A 15661-nucleotide genomic window follows, 5' to 3' on the forward strand; every position below is an offset into this window, starting at 1 on the left:
CATTGCCGGCCAATTTGTCAATCCATTGAAATTTCTTAACCTTTTCCGACATCCGCGCGGGCGCCGACAGGCCCGGCCCGGCGCCGGTTCAGGCCTCGACCTCGGCGCGCTTCGACAGGACCTGGTCGATGAGGCCGAATTCCCTTGCCGCGTCGGCGGTCATGAAGTTGTCGCGTTCCAGCGCCGCCTCGATCTCGGCGATCTCGCGGCCGGTGTGCTTGACGTAGATTTCGTTGAGGCGGCGCTTCAGCGCCTCGATCTCGCGGGCGTGAATCAGGATGTCGGTGGCCTGGCCCTGGAAGCCGCCGGAGGGCTGATGCACCATGATTCGCGCGTTGGGCAGCGCGAATCGCTGGCCGGCCTCGCCCGCCGTGAGCAGGAGCGAGCCCATGGACGCCGCCTGCCCGACGCACAGTGTCGTCACCGGGCTCCGGATGAACTGCATCGTGTCGTAGATCGACAGGCCCGATGTCACGACGCCGCCCGGCGAGTTGATGTAGAAGTTGATCTCCTTCTTCGGGTTCTCGGCCTCGAGAAAGAGCAGCTGCGCCACCACGAGCGACGCCGAATGGTCCTCCACCGGGCCGGTGAGGAAGATGATCCGCTCGCGCAGCAGGCGCGAGAAAATATCGAAAGCCCGCTCGCCGCGGTTGGATTGCTCCACCACCATCGGAACCAGCGTGCTGTTGTAAACCTCGAAGGGATCTCTCATCACTGACCAAGCCTTGACTGGAGTGCGCACCCGTAGGGCGGCGCAACGGGTTGTGGGCATGTCCCGGACCTATAATCGCGGCAACAAATCTTCAAGACCTCCCGAGCCGGAAAAGCTCACGGCCCGAAAACCGCTTCCACAGGTTCGAAGGCCGGACATCGACCAATAAACGGAAAAAGCGTGATTCGCTCTATCGATCAGCGAACCACGCCTCTTCCTAACATTTAAGCTGTCACGGAGACAGCGGGCCGGCCGGAAGGACCGGAGAGCGTCCGCGCGTTCAGGCGGAAGCCGCATCCGTGCCATTCTCCGCCTGCCCCGCGTCCCCGCCGGTGCCGGCCTCGCCGGCATTGTCGGCGGAAGCCGTCTCGTCGGCCTCCGTGGCCTTCCTGGCGCGGCTCTTTGCCGCCTTCTGCTTCTCGGTGGGCTTGTTCTCGGCGGAACCCGCGCTCTCGTCCTCGTCGTCGGCGAACAGCTCCTCGCGCGTCACCGTCTTCTCCGTCACCGTCGCCTGGGCGAGCAGGTGGTCGACGACCTTCTCCTCGAAGATCGGGGCGCGGATTTCGGCCAGCGCCTGCGGATTCTTGCTGTAGAAGTCCCACACCGCCTTTTCCTGGCCGGGGAACTGGCGCGCGCGCTCCACCACGCCGCGGTTGACCTCGTCGTCCGTCACCGTGACGCCGGCGCGGTCGCCCACTTCCGCCAGCACGAGGCCGAGACGCACGCGCCGCTCGGCGATCCGGCGGTAGTCGGCCTTGGCCTCCTCTTCCGTCGTGTCCTCGTCCTCGAAGGTGCGGCCGGACTGCTTGAGATCGGCGAGAACCTGCTGCCAGACGCCGGCGAATTCCTGATCCACGAGGCTCGGCGGCAGGGTGAAATCGTACTGCGCGTCCAGCGCGTCGAGCAGCTTCTTCTTCACCTTGCGGCGCGCCTGGGCCTTGAAATCGCGCTCCAGCGAGCCGCGGATGACGTTCTTCAGCGCATCGAGCGAATCGAAGCCGATGGTCTTGGCGAGCTCGTCATTGATCGCCGCCTCGCCCGGCGCCTCGACGGCCTTCACCGTGACGGCGAAGCTCGCCTCCTTGCCGGCCAGATGCTCGGCCTGGTAATCCGCCGGGAAGGTCGTGACGATGGTGCGCTCCTCGCCCTTCCTCGCGCCGATGAGCTGCTCCTCGAAGCCGGGAATGAAGCTGCCCGAGCCGATCTCGACCCGGATGTCCTGGCTCGTGCCGCCCTCGAAGGGGGTACCGTCGATGCTGCCGACGAAGTCGATCAGCACGCGGTCGCCCGCGGCCGCCTCGCCGTCCGTCTCGGTGAAGGGGCGGCTGTCGCGGGCGAGGCGCCCGATGGTCTCGTCGACCTCGGACTCCGGCACTTCCGCCACCTCGCGCTCGAGCGTCACACCCTCCAGCGGCTTCAGCTCGAAGGTCGGCAGCAGTTCCAGCGCCACGCTGAACGACAGGTCGCGCTTGGCGGCGATGATGGCGTCGATCTCCTCCTTGTCCTCCGGCAGGGACACCTTGGGCTCGCCGGCGAGACGCAGGGAATTGTCCTCGATGATCTTGCGGTTGGCCTCATTGATGGTGTTCTGGACCACCTCGGCCATGACCGACTGGCCGTAGAGACGACGCAGATGCGCGACCGGCACCTTGCCGGGGCGAAAGCCGTTGATGCGCACGCGCCCCTTGAGGCCCGCGAGCTCGCTCGACAGCTTCGTCTCCAGTTCGGCGGCCGGAACCACCACCTTGAACTCGCGTTTCAAACCCTCTGACAGAGTCTCGGTCGCCTGCATGGTACAGCTTCTCAATCCATATTCGCGTTCAGATCAGCCCGGTGGAGCCAGATTGCCCGGCGGGATCATGGTGCGGGCGGAGGGTCTCGAACCCCCACGACTTGCATCACAGGAACCTAAATCCTGCGCGTCTACCAATTCCGCCACGCCCGCAACAGAAGGTCCGCTGCCGCAGCGAACCCCTCTCCGGGTCGCGGCTCTATATCACGGCCTGCGGCTATTGCAGCAAAAAAATGACAGTTCGTCGATATCTTCGCCCCTCGCGTCCCGCCCGCGTCGTCTGTATGAATGGGGCGTCGATGCCGGCTTGGCGGGCACGCGGCCGCGTCCGTCGCGATGGCGATCCGGCAACCATTTGCAGGGAAAGAGTTTTCGATGACACTCACACGCCGCCGGCTGTTCGCGACCTTCATGGCCACCGCCGCAGCCTCCTGCCTGCCGGGATCGGCGCGTGCCGGGACGGCCGCGCCGGCGCGGCGCCTGCCGCCGGTGCTGAGAGCCGCCGATTCGGCGCGATCCCTCGACGCCGGCGGACCGGCCGCGGACCTGTGGACCTACAATGACAGCTTTCCCGGCCCGCTGCTGCGCCTGCGGCAGGGCGAGACGCTGGCTCTTAGCCTGCACAACGCCCTGCCCCAGCCCACCTCCCTGCACTGGCACGGCGTGCGGATCGAGAACGCCATGGACGGCGTCGCCGGCCTCACGGGCGCAGCGCTCCAGCCGGGCGAGACGCACGACATCGCCTTCACCGCGCGCGACGCAGGCACCTTCCTCTATCGCCCCCTCGTGCCCGAGCATGCGGCGGAGCAGACCGAACGCGGCCTCGCCGGCGTGCTGATCGTCGACGAGGAGGCGCCGGCCTATGCCGACGATTTCGTGCTGATCCTCGACGACATCGCGCTCGACGACGGCGGACGGGTGCGCCCGGATTTCCTCGCCGCCGCCGACATCGGTCTGGCCGGGCGGCTCGGCAATCGCCTGCTGATCAACGGCCGCACGACGCCCGGGGCATTGCGGCGGCCTCCCGGCCACCGGCTGCGCGTGCGCATCGTCAACATCGCCAACGCCCGCCCGCTGACGATCGGCTTCGAGAACATCGCCACCCACATCATCGCCGCCGACGGGCAGCCCGTGGACGACCCCTTCCCGCCCTCCCGCAACCGGCTGACGCTCGCGCCCTTCAACCGGGTCGACGTCGTGCTCGTCGCGCCGCAGGCGGGCGTGACGGGCACGATCGCCGTGCAGCTCGGCGACGGCCTGCCGGTGCTGGAACTGACGGGCGAGGGCGAGCCCGTCGCCGATGCGCCCGCCGGCATCGCGGCGCTGCCCGCAAGCCTGCTGTCCGACGCGCTCGACCTCGCCGCCGCGCGCCGGTTCGACATCGCCATCGGCGGCGGCCTCGACCCGCAGGAGCCGCAGCCCCGGATCGCCGATCCGGCGCGCGTCTGGACGCTGGGTGGGCGGGCATGGGCGGACGCGGCCGGGCGGCCGCTGTTCAACGTGCCGCGCGGCACGCCCGTCGTGCTGGCGCTGGAGAACACGACGCCGTTCCTGCAGGCGCTGCACCTGCACGGGCACCACGCGCGCCAGCTCCACCGGCTCGATGATGGCTGGGAGCCCTACTGGCTCGACACCATCGCCATCCCGCCGGCGCAGACGGTGCGCGTCGCCTTCCTTGCCGACAACCCCGGCCGATGGATGATCGGCTCCGCCATTCTCGACCGTCTGGGCACGGGCCTTGCCGGCTGGTTCGAGGTCGGCTGAGCGTGCCTGACGGCATTTTCAAGAAAAACGATCTATATTTCCGATAGTGTCCCGGTTTGAAATTTCAGATTCTGCCTCATCCCGGTCGTTCAGACAAAACAGTTCGGCTCGCGCAAGCAGCCGACATTACGATGTCGCCGATGGTCTGGCGAGAGGCATGATCGTTGCGGATTTTGATGACTTTATCGCTATATCGGCCGAGCTTTTCAAACAGCATGGATCGCTCATGCCCATAATAGTCACTGGACCAGCGTATTTCCTCTCTCAGTGCACCCCACGTTGCGCGAGGATTGTCTTTCGAGAAGCGGCGTCGGCCTGCAAAACGCCGCAGGATACGCCTGATGTTGCTCCATCGAGGGAGGTCCAGAACGACAATCCTGTCAGCGCGATCCAGTGCGGCGTCGGCCCATTTGAACTGAACCCCTTCAATAACCCAGCGGCTCTGTTCCGTCAGCGGTGCAAGAAGAGCCAGACGCTCAGCCGGCGGACGCCGTCGATCGCCTTTCGGATCTCTGATCCAGTGAATATCGTCCAACGAGTATAGCGGCAGCGCCGCCTCCTTCGCCACTCCGGCTGCGAATGTCGTCTTACCGCTACCGGTGGGACCAGTCACGAACAGACGCACGGCTCTTCCTCTCGAACGACTATCAATCGTAGCAATCTTATAAGGCAGCTTTTGCATCGAAGCAGCCGCGAATCTGCCTTTCGCCCTCCCCGCCATGCCGGAAATTCAAACTGGGACACTACCGCCATTCTCTATAAAATGAGGCCCTTCAGCACCTGCGGCAACGCTTCCGGCAGATCCTCGGCGATGAGGCCCGGCCCCAGCCGCTGTCCGGCCGCGCCATGCAGCCAGACGGCCGCGCATGCCGCGTCGTAGGCGGGCAGCCCCTGCGCCAGCAGGCCGGCGACGAGGCCGGCGAGCACGTCGCCGGAGCCTGCCGTCGCCAGCCACGGCGTGCCGTTATCGTTGATGGCCGCGCGCCCGTCGGGCGCGGCGATCACCGTATCCGCGCCCTTGAGCACCACGACGGCGCCGGTCAGTGCCGCCGCGCGCTGCGCCCGCACGAGCTTCGACGGACCGGCCGCGATATCGGGCACGTTGGCGAACAGGCGGGTGAACTCGCCGTCGTGGGGCGTCAGCACCACGCCTTTCTCCCGCGCCGGGGCGATCGCCGCCGTGAGCGCCGGCGCATCCCCGGAAAAGCTCGTCAGGACGTCGGCGTCCAGCACCAGGGCGCGTTCCGCCGCGGCCGCCGCGCGCGCGAGGGCGATGGTGCGCTCGCCGACGCCGGCGGCCGGGCCGACGGCGACGGCGTTGAAACGCGCATCGGCCAGCAGCTCGCCGAATGCCTCCGGTGTATCCGCCTCGCGCAGCATGACCGCGGTCAGGTGCGCCGCGTTCTCGGCCAGCGCGTCGCGGGGCGAGGCCACGGTCACGAGCCCCGCGCCGACCCTGAGCGCCGCGCGCGCGGCCAAGCGCGCCGCGCCCGTGTGCGTCGCCCCGCCCGAGGCGACGAGGGCATGGCCGCGTCCATATTTATGCGCCGTGGCGGCGGGCAGGAGCGCCGTCCTGATGAGCGCCTCGGGCCGGTTGACGACGAGCCCCGCCGAGAGCTCCTCCACAAGGGCGCTGGCGATGCCGATGTCGTCGACGTGCAGCACGCCGCAGTGGGCCCGGCCCGGATAGAGATAATGGCCCGGCTTGGCGCGCGCGAACGTGACCGTGACGTCGGCCATCACCGCCGCGCCACGCACCGCGCCGCTGTCGCCGTCGATGCCGGTCGGCGTGTCCACCGCCACCACGGGCGCGGGCGCGTCGTTGATGCGCTGCACCAGGTGCTGCAGCTCCGGCGGCAGATCACGGTCGAGCCCCGCGCCGAGCAGCGCGTCGACGATCACATGGGCATCGCCGAGGTCCACGTCCGCGGTGGCGAGCACATCGCCGGACCAGTCGGCCGCCGCCTCGGCCGCGTCGCCCTTCAGCGCTTCGAGGGAGCCGAAAAGCCCCAGCCGGACGGTGAAGCCGCGCGCCGCCAGCACCCGTGCCGCCACGAAGCCGTCGCCGCCGTTGTTGCCCGGTCCGCACAGCACGGCGGCGATCCGCCCGCCCGCATCCCCGGGGCGGAACGGGGATGTCTCGGCGCGCGAGAGCTCCGTCCGCGAGATCTCCGTCCGCGAGATCTCCGTCCGCTTGGCCAGCAGTTGCACGGCCCGGTCCGCCACCGCGTGCCCCGCCCGCTGCATCAGCGTATAGCCCGGCGTGCCCGCCTCGATCGTGCGCCGGTCTGCCTCGCGCATCCTGTCCGTGGTCAGCAGCGATACCGCCATCTTCCCCCCCGTCCCGATCCCTCTTCGGTCGCGGAAAGGATGACCAGTTCGGCGTGCGGGCGCAAGAGGACGCCGTAAAACAGGCGTCCGTTACAATGAATCGGCAGTTGATTAAAATATAGGCAAATATTGCCTATAAACTAGGCAAACACGGGGAGAGGCACGCATTTTCGCCATGTCCGGCCGGAGGCTTTGATGTTAATCATCGTATCGGTTCAAGGCGAGCAGCCGTTCAAGCCACGGGAGGCTTCCGGTATGAAGAAAATCGAGGCGATCATCAAACCCTTCAAGCTCGACGAGGTGAAGGAAGCGTTGCAGGAGATCGGCCTGCAGGGCATCACGGTGATCGAGGCGAAGGGCTTCGGGCGCCAGAAGGGTCATACCGAACTGTATCGCGGAGCGGAATATGTCGTCGATTTCCTGCCGAAGGTGAAGATCGAGATCGTCCTTGGCGACGAGCTGGTCGACCGCGCCATCGAGGCCATCCGCAAGGCCGCGGCGACCGGGCGGATCGGCGACGGCAAGATTTTCGTATCCCCCGTCGAGGAGGTTATCCGGATCCGAACCGGCGAAACGGGCCCGGACGCCATCTGAACACCCCACGCTTTCCAGCCACTCCGGCGTTCCGGACAGTCTGGAAAGCGTCCGCATGGCCGCAACACCGCGCCAGCCCCGTCCGCGCGGTCCCAGGAAGCAACCCCTTGGCGGCCGCAAACCCATCCCGCCGGCGAACGACAGGAGCCAATGTCGCAATCCGCCCGGCCTGACGCACCGAGAAACAAGGAACGTTACCCATGACGACCGCCCAGGATGTCCTCAAGCAGATCAAGGACAATGACATCCGTTACGTCGACCTGCGCTTCACCGACCCGCGCGGCAAGTGGCAGCACGTCACTTTCGACGTGTCGTTCGTCGACGAGGACTTCTTCTCCGACGGCACGATGTTCGACGGCTCGTCAATCGCCGGGTGGAAGGCCATCAACGAATCCGATATGCTGCTGCTGCCCGACCTCTCCACGGCGCACCTCGATCCCTTCTTCTCGGCGCCGACGCTGTCCATCGTCGCGGACGTGCTGGAACCCACCACAGGCGAGCCCTATGAGCGCGATCCGCGGGGCATCGCCAAGAAGACGGAAGCCTATCTGAAGTCCACGGGCATCGGCGACACGCTCTATGTCGGTCCGGAAGCGGAGTTCTTCCTGTTCGACGACGTGCGTTTCTCGGCGACCCCCTACAACACCGGCTTCAAGCTGGACGCGGCGGAACTGCCGAGCAACGGCGACACGGAATACGAGGGCGGCAATCTCGGCCACCGCATTCCCACGAAGGGCGGCTACTTCCCCGTGCCGCCGCTCGATGCCGGCCAGGACATCCGCAGCGAGATGCTGACGGCGATCGCCGCCCTCGGCGTGACTGTCGAGAAGCACCATCACGAGGTGGCTTCGGCCCAGCACGAACTCGGCATCAAGTTCAACACGCTCGTCGCCACCGCCGACGCTCTGCAGGTGTACAAGTACGCCATCCACAACGTCGCCGCGAGCTACGGCAAGACCGCGACCTTCATGCCCAAGCCCGTCTACGGCGACAACGGCTCGGGCATGCACGTGCACCAGTCGATCTGGAAGGACGGCAAGCCGCTGTTCGCCGGCAACAAGTATGCCGACCTCAGCCAGGAATGCCTGTGGTACATCGGCGGCATCATCCGGCACGCCAAGGCGCTGAACGCCTTCACCAACCCGTCGACGAACTCCTACAAGCGCCTCGTGCCGGGCTTCGAGGCCCCGGTGCTGCTCGCCTATTCGTCGCGCAACCGCTCGGCCTCGTGCCGTATTCCGTGGACGACGAACCCGAAGGCCAAGCGCCTCGAGGTGCGCTTCCCCGACCCGTCCGCGAACCCCTACCTCGCCTTCTCGGCGCTGGCGCTCGCGGGCATCGACGGCATCCTCAACAAGATCGATCCCGGCGAAGCGATGGACAAGGACCTCTACGACCTGCCGCCGCGCGAGCTGAAGGAGATCCCGACGGTGTCGGCGAGCCTGCGCGAGGCGCTCGCCGAACTCGACAAGGACCGCGCCTTCCTGAAGGCCGGCGGCGTGTTCACCGACACGTTCCTCGACAGCTTCATCGAGCTGAAGATGCAGGAAGTGATCCGCTTCGAGCACACGCCGCACCCGGTCGAGTTCGAGCTGTACTATTCCGTCTGACGGCGGCTGACGCATAAAGAGGGGAAGGGCTCCGGCGGTCGCAAGGCCGCCGGAGTTTTTTGTGCGAGAGGGAAGCGGGCGGACAAAAAAGGCGGCCCGACGGCCGCCCTTCGTTTCCAACCGGGGCTCCCGACTTCGCAGCCGGCGAGCCCCCAAAGTCCAAAATCAACGCTTCGAGAACTGGAAGGAACGGCGGGCCTTGGCGCGGCCGTACTTCTTGCGCTCCACCGTGCGGCTGTCGCGGGTGAGGAAGCCTTCCTTCTTCAGCGCGCCGCGCAGTTCCGGCTCGTAGTGCGTCAGCGCCTTGGAGATGCCGTGGCGCACCGCGCCCGCCTGGCCGGAAAGGCCGCCGCCGGTGACCGTGACGTTGACGTCGTACTGGGTCTCGCGGCCCACCAGCACCAGCGGCTGGCGCAGGATCATGCGCAGCACCGGGCGGGCGAAGTAGGTCTCGACCGGGCGGCCGTTGACCACGATGTTGCCGGCGCCGGGCTTGATCCACACGCGGGCGATGGCGTCCTTGCGCTTGCCGGTCGCGTAGGCGCGGCCATAGGCGTCGAGCTTCTGCTCGTAGCGCGGCGCTTCGGCGGCGTCGGGAGCGACGCCGGCGATCTGGCCGAGATCGGCGAGGCTCTGGATGGTGTCGGACATGATCAGACGCTCCTCACGTTCTTGCGGTTGAGGGCGGCAATGTCCAGCACCTCGGGCTGCTGAGCCTCATGCGGATGTTCGGCGCCCCCGTAAACGCGCAGGTTGCCGAGCTGGCGGCGGCCGAGCGGGCCACGGGGCAGCATGCGCTCCACCGCCTTCTCCACGACGCGCTCCGGGAAACGGCCCTCGAGAATCGTCTTGGCCGTGCGCTCCTTGATGCCGCCGGCATAGCCGGTGTGATGGTAGTAGCGCTTGTCGTCGTACTTGTTGCCGGTGAAGACAACCTTCTGCGCGTTGATGACGATCACGTTGTCGCCGTCATCGACATGCGGGGTGTAGGTGGGCTTGTGCTTGCCGCGCAGGCGAAGAGCGACGAGCGACGCAAGACGGCCGACCACAAGGCCGGACGCGTCGATGATCACCCATTTCTTTTCGACTTCGGCGGGCTTGGACACGTGGGTCCGGGCCGTCAGGGTCGTCATGCTGGATCTTCTTCACGTTCTGGGCTCCCGGTCGCGGTACGCCGATCAACGGCCCGAACGAGAGCAGGAAAAGAAACGAGCCACCCTCCCCCCTGGCTCGAACCCAGAGCGTTTTCCGATTTCACAAAATCGGAAAACGCTCTGCGGATTCTTTGAGTTGAGCGAATTCCGATCGATCAGACGATTCCGTCTGATCGGAAAGCGCTCCAGGGGCAGGGCGGCGCGCGATGGCGGATCACTAAGCCACCGCCGCCGCGCTGTCAAGAGATCGTTATATTCCGGTACGGCAGAAATATATTATATTACAATGCGTTATGGATTGATGTATTCAGATACCGTCATTTTCTATCGCTCGCCGCTCAATTCACGCCGGCGTTTGTCGAGTTCGAGGGCGTAGCGCCGCAGCGCGTAGGCTTCCGTCACGTAGCCCAGCACCACCCGGCATTGCGGGTCGTCGACCACGGCGAGCACCTCGGTTTCCGCGCGCTCGAACGCTTGCAGAATCTGGTTGATGTTCTGGCGCGGCAGCAGGAACACGTCCGGCGCGTGGCGCAGGTCGCGCACCGGCATCGTCTCCGCCGTCCCGTCGTTGCCGATGGAATGCACCTCGGCGGTGATGACGAAGCCGGCATAGCCGCCGCCGTCATCGACCAGGAACACCCGTTCCGTCGATCCGATGGGAAAGCGCTTGCGGAAGGCCGCGACCGTCATGTGCTCGCCCGCCGTGCGTGCCTCACGGCGCATCAGCTTGACCACGGTGAGGTCCCTCACCCAGCTTATGTCGAAGGCGCTGCGGATGGCCTCGCCGCGGATGTGGAAGCGCCAGGTGGCGAAGGAGTAGCCGAAGACCCGCCGCACGAGCAGCGAGGCGATCACCGCGCCGATCATCACGCCGCTGGCGATGGCGATGTTGCCCGTCTGCTCGAACACCAGGAAGATCATGGTGATCGGCGCGCCGATGATCGCCGCCGCCACCGACGCCATGCCCACGAGCGCGTAGACGATGCGGTCCACGGGCAGTTGCGGGAACAGCCCCATGATGCCGAGCCCGACGACGTCGCCGAGCAGGATGCCGACGAACAGCGAGGTATGGAACAGGCCGCCGCGAAACCCGGTGCCGACCGAGAGCGCCGCCGCCAGCACCTTGGCGATGAAGAGGCCAAGCAGCACCATGAACCCATGGGCGTGCACCAGGTAGTACTGCATGGCGCCGTGCCCCGCCCCCAGGACCGCGGGCGAATAGAGCGCGAGGACGGCCACGCCGAGCCCTCCCAGCGCCGGGCGCAGGTACTCCGGCAGCCGCACCTTGCGCAGCATGACCTCGCCCGTCGTCGCCATCTTCATGATGCCGATGCCGGCAAAACCGGCGATCACGCCGATGCCGACGAAGACGCCGATGTCGTAGGGCGAGAAATAGAGATCGATGTTGAGCAGGGGGCTCGACAGATCGTCGGTGATCAGGCCCGCCACGGCCGGCGCGGTGAGCGCGGCCAGCATCACCGGCGCCAGCGTCACCACGGCATAGGCGCCGAGCACCAGTTCGAACGCGTAGAACGCGCCCGCCATCGGCGCATCGAAAGCCGCCGCGATCCCCGCCGCGGCGCCGCAGGCAACGAGCGTGCGCAGATCGGCGCGGCGCAGGTTGAACTGCCGCCCCAGCCACGACGCCACGCCGGCGCCGAACTGCGTATAACCGGCCTCCATGCCGACCGCCGCCCCGCAGCCGCTGGAGAGCACGGTGCCGCCGGTCAGCAGCACGCTGTCGGTCACCGACATGCGCCCGCCGTAGAGCGCGTTGGCCTCGATGGGATCGACCGCCTCCCGCTTGCGCCAACGGCGCACGCCCCAGGTGTAGAGGCCGACGACGAGACCGCCGGCAATCAGCGCCACGAACACGCGCACCGGATCGAGCGACTGCGAGGCGCTCAGATAGGCGCCGCGGTCGAGCCCGAACAGCACCTCGTGCAGCCACTGGACCGTGTTGTGGGCGAGCGCGACCCCGACCCCCGCCACCGAGCCGATGACAACGCCGAAAACCGAGAGGGACAGTTCCTCCGCCCGCGCGAGCGCCTTGATCCGCCACCACAGACTCTCAAGCATGGCAGACTGTTCCGAACATGGCGGCGAATACTCCAAGCAGCATGACGGTGGTATCCGCTGGCCACCCGCCGGTCAATCGGGCCGCGCATCGAACCGGAAAGTGTGCGCCGGCGAAGGCGCACCGGCGAATCGGACTATTGACCGCACGATGCGTTCGTTATATCGAATTACAGTATGTCCGGCCTTGTCGATGGCGTCTTTGGCAACCATCGGAGACGGAACCGATTGACGGCCCGCCGCCGGGCGGGAACTATAGCATCAAACCGGAAAGCGTGCGCACTTTCCGGACGAATCCGATGCGTCGACAAAGAGATAGAGCGGCGGAGCGATTCCGGTTGCATATCCGCCGCTCCACCGCCGACCGGCCGCTGCCAGGCCGCCCGAACGAACCGGAAGGTATCCGCCTTGCTGCATTCCCGCCCCAACCCGTCCCCGCGCTGTCGCCGTCTGGTGGAGAAAAGCGATTATGTCATCTGACTGTAGAAACCGTTTTGCGACCCTTGCCGTCCATGCCGGCGCGGCTCCCGACCCGGTGACGGGCGCGCGCGTGACGCCGCTCTATCTGTCCAACGGCTTTGCCTTCGAGACGCCCGAGGCTGCCTCCGACATCTTTGCCCTGCGCAAGAGCGGCTATTCCTATGCACGTGGCGGCAACCCCACGGGCGCGGTGCTGGAGAAGCGCATCGCGACGCTCGAGGGCGGCACCAACGCCGTCGCCATCGCCTCGGGGCAGTCGGCGCTTCTCGTCATTCTGCTGACCCTGCTGCAGTCGGGGGACGAATACGTCTCCGCCAACCGCCTCTTCGGCGGCTCGCTCGGGCTGATGCGCCGCCTCGAGGAGCGGCACCAGCTCAAGGTCACCTTCGCCAACCCGCTGGAGCTCGACCGGTTCGAGCAGGCCGTGACCGAGGCTACCCGGGCGATCGTCATCGAATCGATCGTCAACCCCACCGGCGACGTGGTCGATCTCGCCGCGATCTCCGACATCGCCAAGCGGCGCAACATCCCGCTCATCGTCGACAACACGCTGGCGACGCCCTACCTCATCCGCCCGATCGAACACGGCGCGGATATCGTGTTCCACTCGCTGTCCAAATTCATCGGCGGCCATGGGCAGGTGATCGGCGGCATCATCGTCGACGGCGGCACGTTCAACTGGGCCGGCGACAAGCGCTATCCGCTGCTCTCCCAGCCATGGGAGGATTACGGCGGCGTGGTGCTGGCCGAAAAGTTCCCGCAGACGGCCTTCGGCGTCGCCTCGCGCGTCTACGGCATGCGCGATCTCGGGCCGGGGCTGTCGCCCTTCAACGCGTTCCTGGCGCTCACCGGCACGGAAACGCTGCACCTGCGCATGCCCCGCCACGTCTCCAACTCCCAGGCGATCGCGCGGCATCTGGCGAGCCACCCCGGCGTCGCGGAAGTCAGCTATCCGGGGATCGAGGGCCACCCGAACCATCCCCTCGTCCAGCGCTATACGCCCGAGGGGCCGGGCGCGGTGTTCACGGTGCGCCTCAAGGGCGGCGAGGCCGCGGTGAGGCGCTTCATCAGCAATGTGAAGATCTTCTCGCACCTCGCGAATATCGGCGAGACGCGCTCCCTCGTCATCCATCCGGCGAGCACGACGCACCGGAACATGCCCCCCGAGGAACGCCTCGCGGCGGGCCTGGGGCCGGACGTGGTGCGCCTGTCGATCGGCCTCGAGGACCCGCAGGACCTGATCGACGATCTCGACCAGGCGCTCAGGGATTGAGCTTTTCATCCGGCGGCGTCAGTAGCGCCGCCGGCGTTGTCCTGAGATGATCCGCAAGCGCGGCGATCAGCGTCAGCGACGGATTGCGCCGGGCACGCTCGATGCCGCTGATATAGGTGCGGTCGATTCCGGTGCCGAAAGCGAGCACCTCCTGCGACAGCCCGAGCGACTTGCGCGCTGCTTTCACGTTCTCCGCAAAGACTTTTTTATAGTCAGGCATGCGGCCATAGCGCCGGCATGTAGACAGATCGTCCACCGACTTATCGTCACATTGATAATGCGCTTTTTAGTAATGTCGATTATAGTCGACATTATGGACACCTTTGAAATGATCACCTTGTGGGCCTGCTTTATGAATGCCGCATGGTATGGAGCGGCAGTCGTCCGCGGCGCCATGATAATCTTGGCAAAATGGTGCGGTCGTGAACATCAGCCGACTGATAAAGATGTCTGGCACGCGGTCGAGCTATACCGCCAGTTTTATGGCGACGCGGCTCATAGGATCATTGGCGATCACATGCTCGCTGCCTCGTTTGCACCAGACGGCAGGCATCGCCGCTTCCTGAAGCGGGTTTCTGCTGAACTTCTCCAAGACCAGCGTCGGCCCGTCCCCCCTTCGGAATCGTAGAGTCGAACGGGCTCACTCCCGCAGCGTCAGCCGGGCCGGCGACAGCATCCGCCGGTGCGCCACCGCGTGCCCCAGCATGAGCACCGCCATGGCCTGATGCAGCAGCGCGGCCCACAGCGGCACCACGAGCAGCAGCGTCGTGATGCCGATGGCCGCCTGTCCGACGACGAGCATCGCCAGCACCCGCGCCATGCGCGCCGCCTTCGAGCCGGGCGCGAGCCGGTGCGCGTCCCACGCATGCCATAGCGCCAGCGCCAGCAGGACATAGGCGCCGATGCGGTGGTTGAACTGCACCAGCGCGATCGACTCGGCGAAGTTGCGCCACCAGGGCGATTCCTGCAGCAGGAGGTGGCCCTCGGGCACGAGCCGCTCGGCCATCAGCGGCCAGGTGTTGTAGGACAGCCCCGCGCCGAGCCCGGCGACGAGGGCGCCGAGCGCGATCTGGAACAAGAGCGCAGCGATCAGCAGCGTCGCCGCCGTGCGCAGGCGGCGCGGCGCCGCCACCTGCGGCCACGGCCCGCGCAGGCCGACCATGATCCACACCACCGCGACGAACAGGCCGCAGGCCGCGACGAGATGCAGCATCAGCTTGACCGGCGCGACCGCCGTCATGCCCGGCGTCAGGCCCGAGGCCACCATGATCCAGCCGATGCCGCCCTGCGCGCCGCCGAGGAGCCCGATGGCGACGAGGCTCGCCAGAAACCCGCCCCGCACCACGCCCCGCAACGCGAACCACACCAGCGGCAGCAGGTAGACGAAGCCGATGAGCCGCCCGAGCTGCCGGTGCCCCCATTCCCACAGGTAGATGAACTGGAACTCGGCCAGCGTCATGCCGTGGTTGAGCAACTGATATTGCGGCGTGGCGCGGTATTTCTCGAATTCGGCCATCCACGCGGATTCGCTCAGCGGCAGCAGCGCGCCCGTCACCGGCCGCCATTCGGTGATGGAGAGGCCCGAACCCGTCAGCCGCGTCGCGCCGCCGACGATGACCATCAGCACGATCAGCGCCGCGACGGCCGCAAGCCACAGCCGGACAGCGCGGCGGTCGCCGTCCGACGCGCCGGAGGAAGCGAGGGGCGAGGGAAATGCGTGTGCGGTCATCGGGTCCGGCGGGTTGAAGGGGCGACAACGGCTCCCGTCCGAATACCGCCTTGACGGCGGCGCGATTACGGGTATCGATCGCGCCATTCATAATGCGCCCCGCCAGCCAGCGCAAACGCCATGGGGTCGCAGGTCATTTGCCGGAC

General features: G+C 66.7%; 14 protein-coding genes and 1 tRNA gene. 5 read left to right on the forward strand and 10 right to left on the reverse strand.

Annotated features, from left to right (window positions below):
* Positions 1 to 88 precede the first annotated feature (88 nt).
* The 3 genes from ACUSIJ_RS07000 to ACUSIJ_RS07010 all read right to left on the reverse strand — a co-directional run bounded on the left by ACUSIJ_RS07000 (position 89) and on the right by ACUSIJ_RS07010 (position 2657).
* Positions 89 to 712 (reverse strand): ATP-dependent Clp protease proteolytic subunit, encoded by a 624-nt coding sequence (locus ACUSIJ_RS07000; RefSeq protein ID WP_449307664.1) that lies wholly within the window; start codon positions 710 to 712, stop codon positions 89 to 91.
* A 280-nt stretch (positions 713 to 992) separates the two neighbouring features.
* Positions 993 to 2504 (reverse strand): trigger factor, encoded by a 1512-nt coding sequence (gene tig / locus ACUSIJ_RS07005; RefSeq protein WP_449307665.1) that lies wholly within the window; start codon positions 2502 to 2504, stop codon positions 993 to 995.
* Positions 2505 to 2572: 68 nt separating this feature from the next.
* Positions 2573 to 2657 (reverse strand) — tRNA-Leu (locus ACUSIJ_RS07010).
* Between the two features lie 222 nt (positions 2658 to 2879).
* Between ACUSIJ_RS07010 and ACUSIJ_RS07015 the strand changes: the two genes are divergently transcribed.
* Complete coding sequence (locus ACUSIJ_RS07015; RefSeq protein WP_449307666.1) at positions 2880 to 4268, forward strand: multicopper oxidase family protein; 1389 nt, start codon at positions 2880 to 2882, stop codon at positions 4266 to 4268.
* Between the two features lie 76 nt (positions 4269 to 4344).
* Here the strand turns inward: ACUSIJ_RS07015 and ACUSIJ_RS07020 are convergent, their stop codons facing one another.
* Positions 4345 to 4893: a hypothetical protein gene (locus ACUSIJ_RS07020; RefSeq protein WP_449307667.1), complete on the reverse strand. Its 549-nt coding sequence runs from the start codon at positions 4891 to 4893 to the stop codon at positions 4345 to 4347.
* Positions 4894 to 5024: 131 nt separating this feature from the next.
* Entirely contained in the window at positions 5025 to 6599 is a 1575-nt protein-coding gene (locus ACUSIJ_RS07025; protein ID WP_449307668.1) for an NAD(P)H-hydrate dehydratase, read from the reverse strand.
* A 255-nt stretch (positions 6600 to 6854) separates the two neighbouring features.
* Between ACUSIJ_RS07025 and ACUSIJ_RS07030 the strand changes: the two genes are divergently transcribed.
* Positions 6855 to 7193: a P-II family nitrogen regulator gene (locus ACUSIJ_RS07030; RefSeq protein WP_449307669.1), complete on the forward strand. Its 339-nt coding sequence runs from the start codon at positions 6855 to 6857 to the stop codon at positions 7191 to 7193.
* Positions 7194 to 7393: 200 nt separating this feature from the next.
* Positions 7394 to 8803: a type I glutamate--ammonia ligase gene (gene glnA / locus ACUSIJ_RS07035; protein ID WP_449307670.1), complete on the forward strand. Its 1410-nt coding sequence runs from the start codon at positions 7394 to 7396 to the stop codon at positions 8801 to 8803.
* Between the two features lie 165 nt (positions 8804 to 8968).
* Here glnA and rpsI read toward each other — a convergent pair whose 3' ends face one another.
* The 3 genes from rpsI to ACUSIJ_RS07050 form a co-directional block, all read right to left on the reverse strand.
* Entirely contained in the window at positions 8969 to 9454 is a 486-nt protein-coding gene (rpsI, locus tag ACUSIJ_RS07040; protein WP_449307671.1) for a 30S ribosomal protein S9, read from the reverse strand.
* Between the two features lie 2 nt (positions 9455 to 9456).
* A complete protein-coding gene (rplM, locus tag ACUSIJ_RS07045; protein WP_449307672.1) occupies positions 9457 to 9936 on the reverse strand; it encodes a 50S ribosomal protein L13 in 480 nt (159 codons plus the stop codon).
* A 345-nt stretch (positions 9937 to 10281) separates the two neighbouring features.
* Positions 10282 to 12036: a chloride channel protein gene (locus ACUSIJ_RS07050; RefSeq protein WP_449307673.1), complete on the reverse strand. Its 1755-nt coding sequence runs from the start codon at positions 12034 to 12036 to the stop codon at positions 10282 to 10284.
* A 466-nt stretch (positions 12037 to 12502) separates the two neighbouring features.
* On the opposite strand from ACUSIJ_RS07050, the gene ACUSIJ_RS07055 reads away from it, so the two are divergent.
* Positions 12503 to 13786: an O-acetylhomoserine aminocarboxypropyltransferase/cysteine synthase family protein gene (locus ACUSIJ_RS07055; RefSeq protein WP_449307674.1), complete on the forward strand. Its 1284-nt coding sequence runs from the start codon at positions 12503 to 12505 to the stop codon at positions 13784 to 13786.
* Here ACUSIJ_RS07055 and ACUSIJ_RS07060 read toward each other — a convergent pair.
* Entirely contained in the window at positions 13776 to 14006 is a 231-nt protein-coding gene (locus ACUSIJ_RS07060; protein WP_449307675.1) for a helix-turn-helix domain-containing protein, read from the reverse strand. The genes ACUSIJ_RS07055 and ACUSIJ_RS07060 overlap by 11 nt on opposite strands.
* 108 nt (positions 14007 to 14114) lie before the next feature.
* On the opposite strand from ACUSIJ_RS07060, the gene ACUSIJ_RS07065 reads away from it, so the two are divergent.
* On the forward strand, positions 14115 to 14414 hold the full coding sequence (locus ACUSIJ_RS07065; RefSeq protein ID WP_449307676.1) for a hypothetical protein: 300 nt from the start codon (positions 14115 to 14117) through the stop codon (positions 14412 to 14414).
* Positions 14415 to 14426: 12 nt separating this feature from the next.
* On the opposite strand, the gene ACUSIJ_RS07070 is transcribed toward ACUSIJ_RS07065, so the two are convergent.
* Positions 14427 to 15515 (reverse strand): COX15/CtaA family protein, encoded by a 1089-nt coding sequence (locus ACUSIJ_RS07070; RefSeq protein ID WP_449307677.1) that lies wholly within the window; start codon positions 15513 to 15515, stop codon positions 14427 to 14429.
* Between the last annotated feature and the right edge of the window lie 146 nt (positions 15516 to 15661).

It is taken from the genome of Pseudochelatococcus sp. B33, from assembly GCF_053570585.1.

Coding starts and splice junctions, on each gene's coding strand:
- ACUSIJ_RS07000 (WP_449307664.1), bottom strand. CDS start 712: ATGAGAGATCCCTTCGAGGTTTACAACAGCACGCTGGTTCCGATGGTG.
- tig (WP_449307665.1), bottom strand. CDS start 2,504: ATGCAGGCGACCGAGACTCTGTCAGAGGGTTTGAAACGCGAGTTCAAG.
- ACUSIJ_RS07015 (WP_449307666.1), top strand. CDS start 2,880: ATGACACTCACACGCCGCCGGCTGTTCGCGACCTTCATGGCCACCGCC.
- ACUSIJ_RS07025 (WP_449307668.1), bottom strand. CDS start 6,599: ATGGCGGTATCGCTGCTGACCACGGACAGGATGCGCGAGGCAGACCGG.
- ACUSIJ_RS07030 (WP_449307669.1), top strand. CDS start 6,855: ATGAAGAAAATCGAGGCGATCATCAAACCCTTCAAGCTCGACGAGGTG.
- glnA (WP_449307670.1), top strand. CDS start 7,394: ATGACGACCGCCCAGGATGTCCTCAAGCAGATCAAGGACAATGACATC.
- rpsI (WP_449307671.1), bottom strand. CDS start 9,454: ATGTCCGACACCATCCAGAGCCTCGCCGATCTCGGCCAGATCGCCGGC.
- rplM (WP_449307672.1), bottom strand. CDS start 9,936: ATGACGACCCTGACGGCCCGGACCCACGTGTCCAAGCCCGCCGAAGTC.
- ACUSIJ_RS07050 (WP_449307673.1), bottom strand. CDS start 12,036: ATGCTTGAGAGTCTGTGGTGGCGGATCAAGGCGCTCGCGCGGGCGGAG.
- ACUSIJ_RS07055 (WP_449307674.1), top strand. CDS start 12,503: ATGTCATCTGACTGTAGAAACCGTTTTGCGACCCTTGCCGTCCATGCC.
- ACUSIJ_RS07060 (WP_449307675.1), bottom strand. CDS start 14,006: ATGCCTGACTATAAAAAAGTCTTTGCGGAGAACGTGAAAGCAGCGCGC.
- ACUSIJ_RS07065 (WP_449307676.1), top strand. CDS start 14,115: ATGATCACCTTGTGGGCCTGCTTTATGAATGCCGCATGGTATGGAGCG.
- ACUSIJ_RS07070 (WP_449307677.1), bottom strand. CDS start 15,515: ATGACCGCACACGCATTTCCCTCGCCCCTCGCTTCCTCCGGCGCGTCG.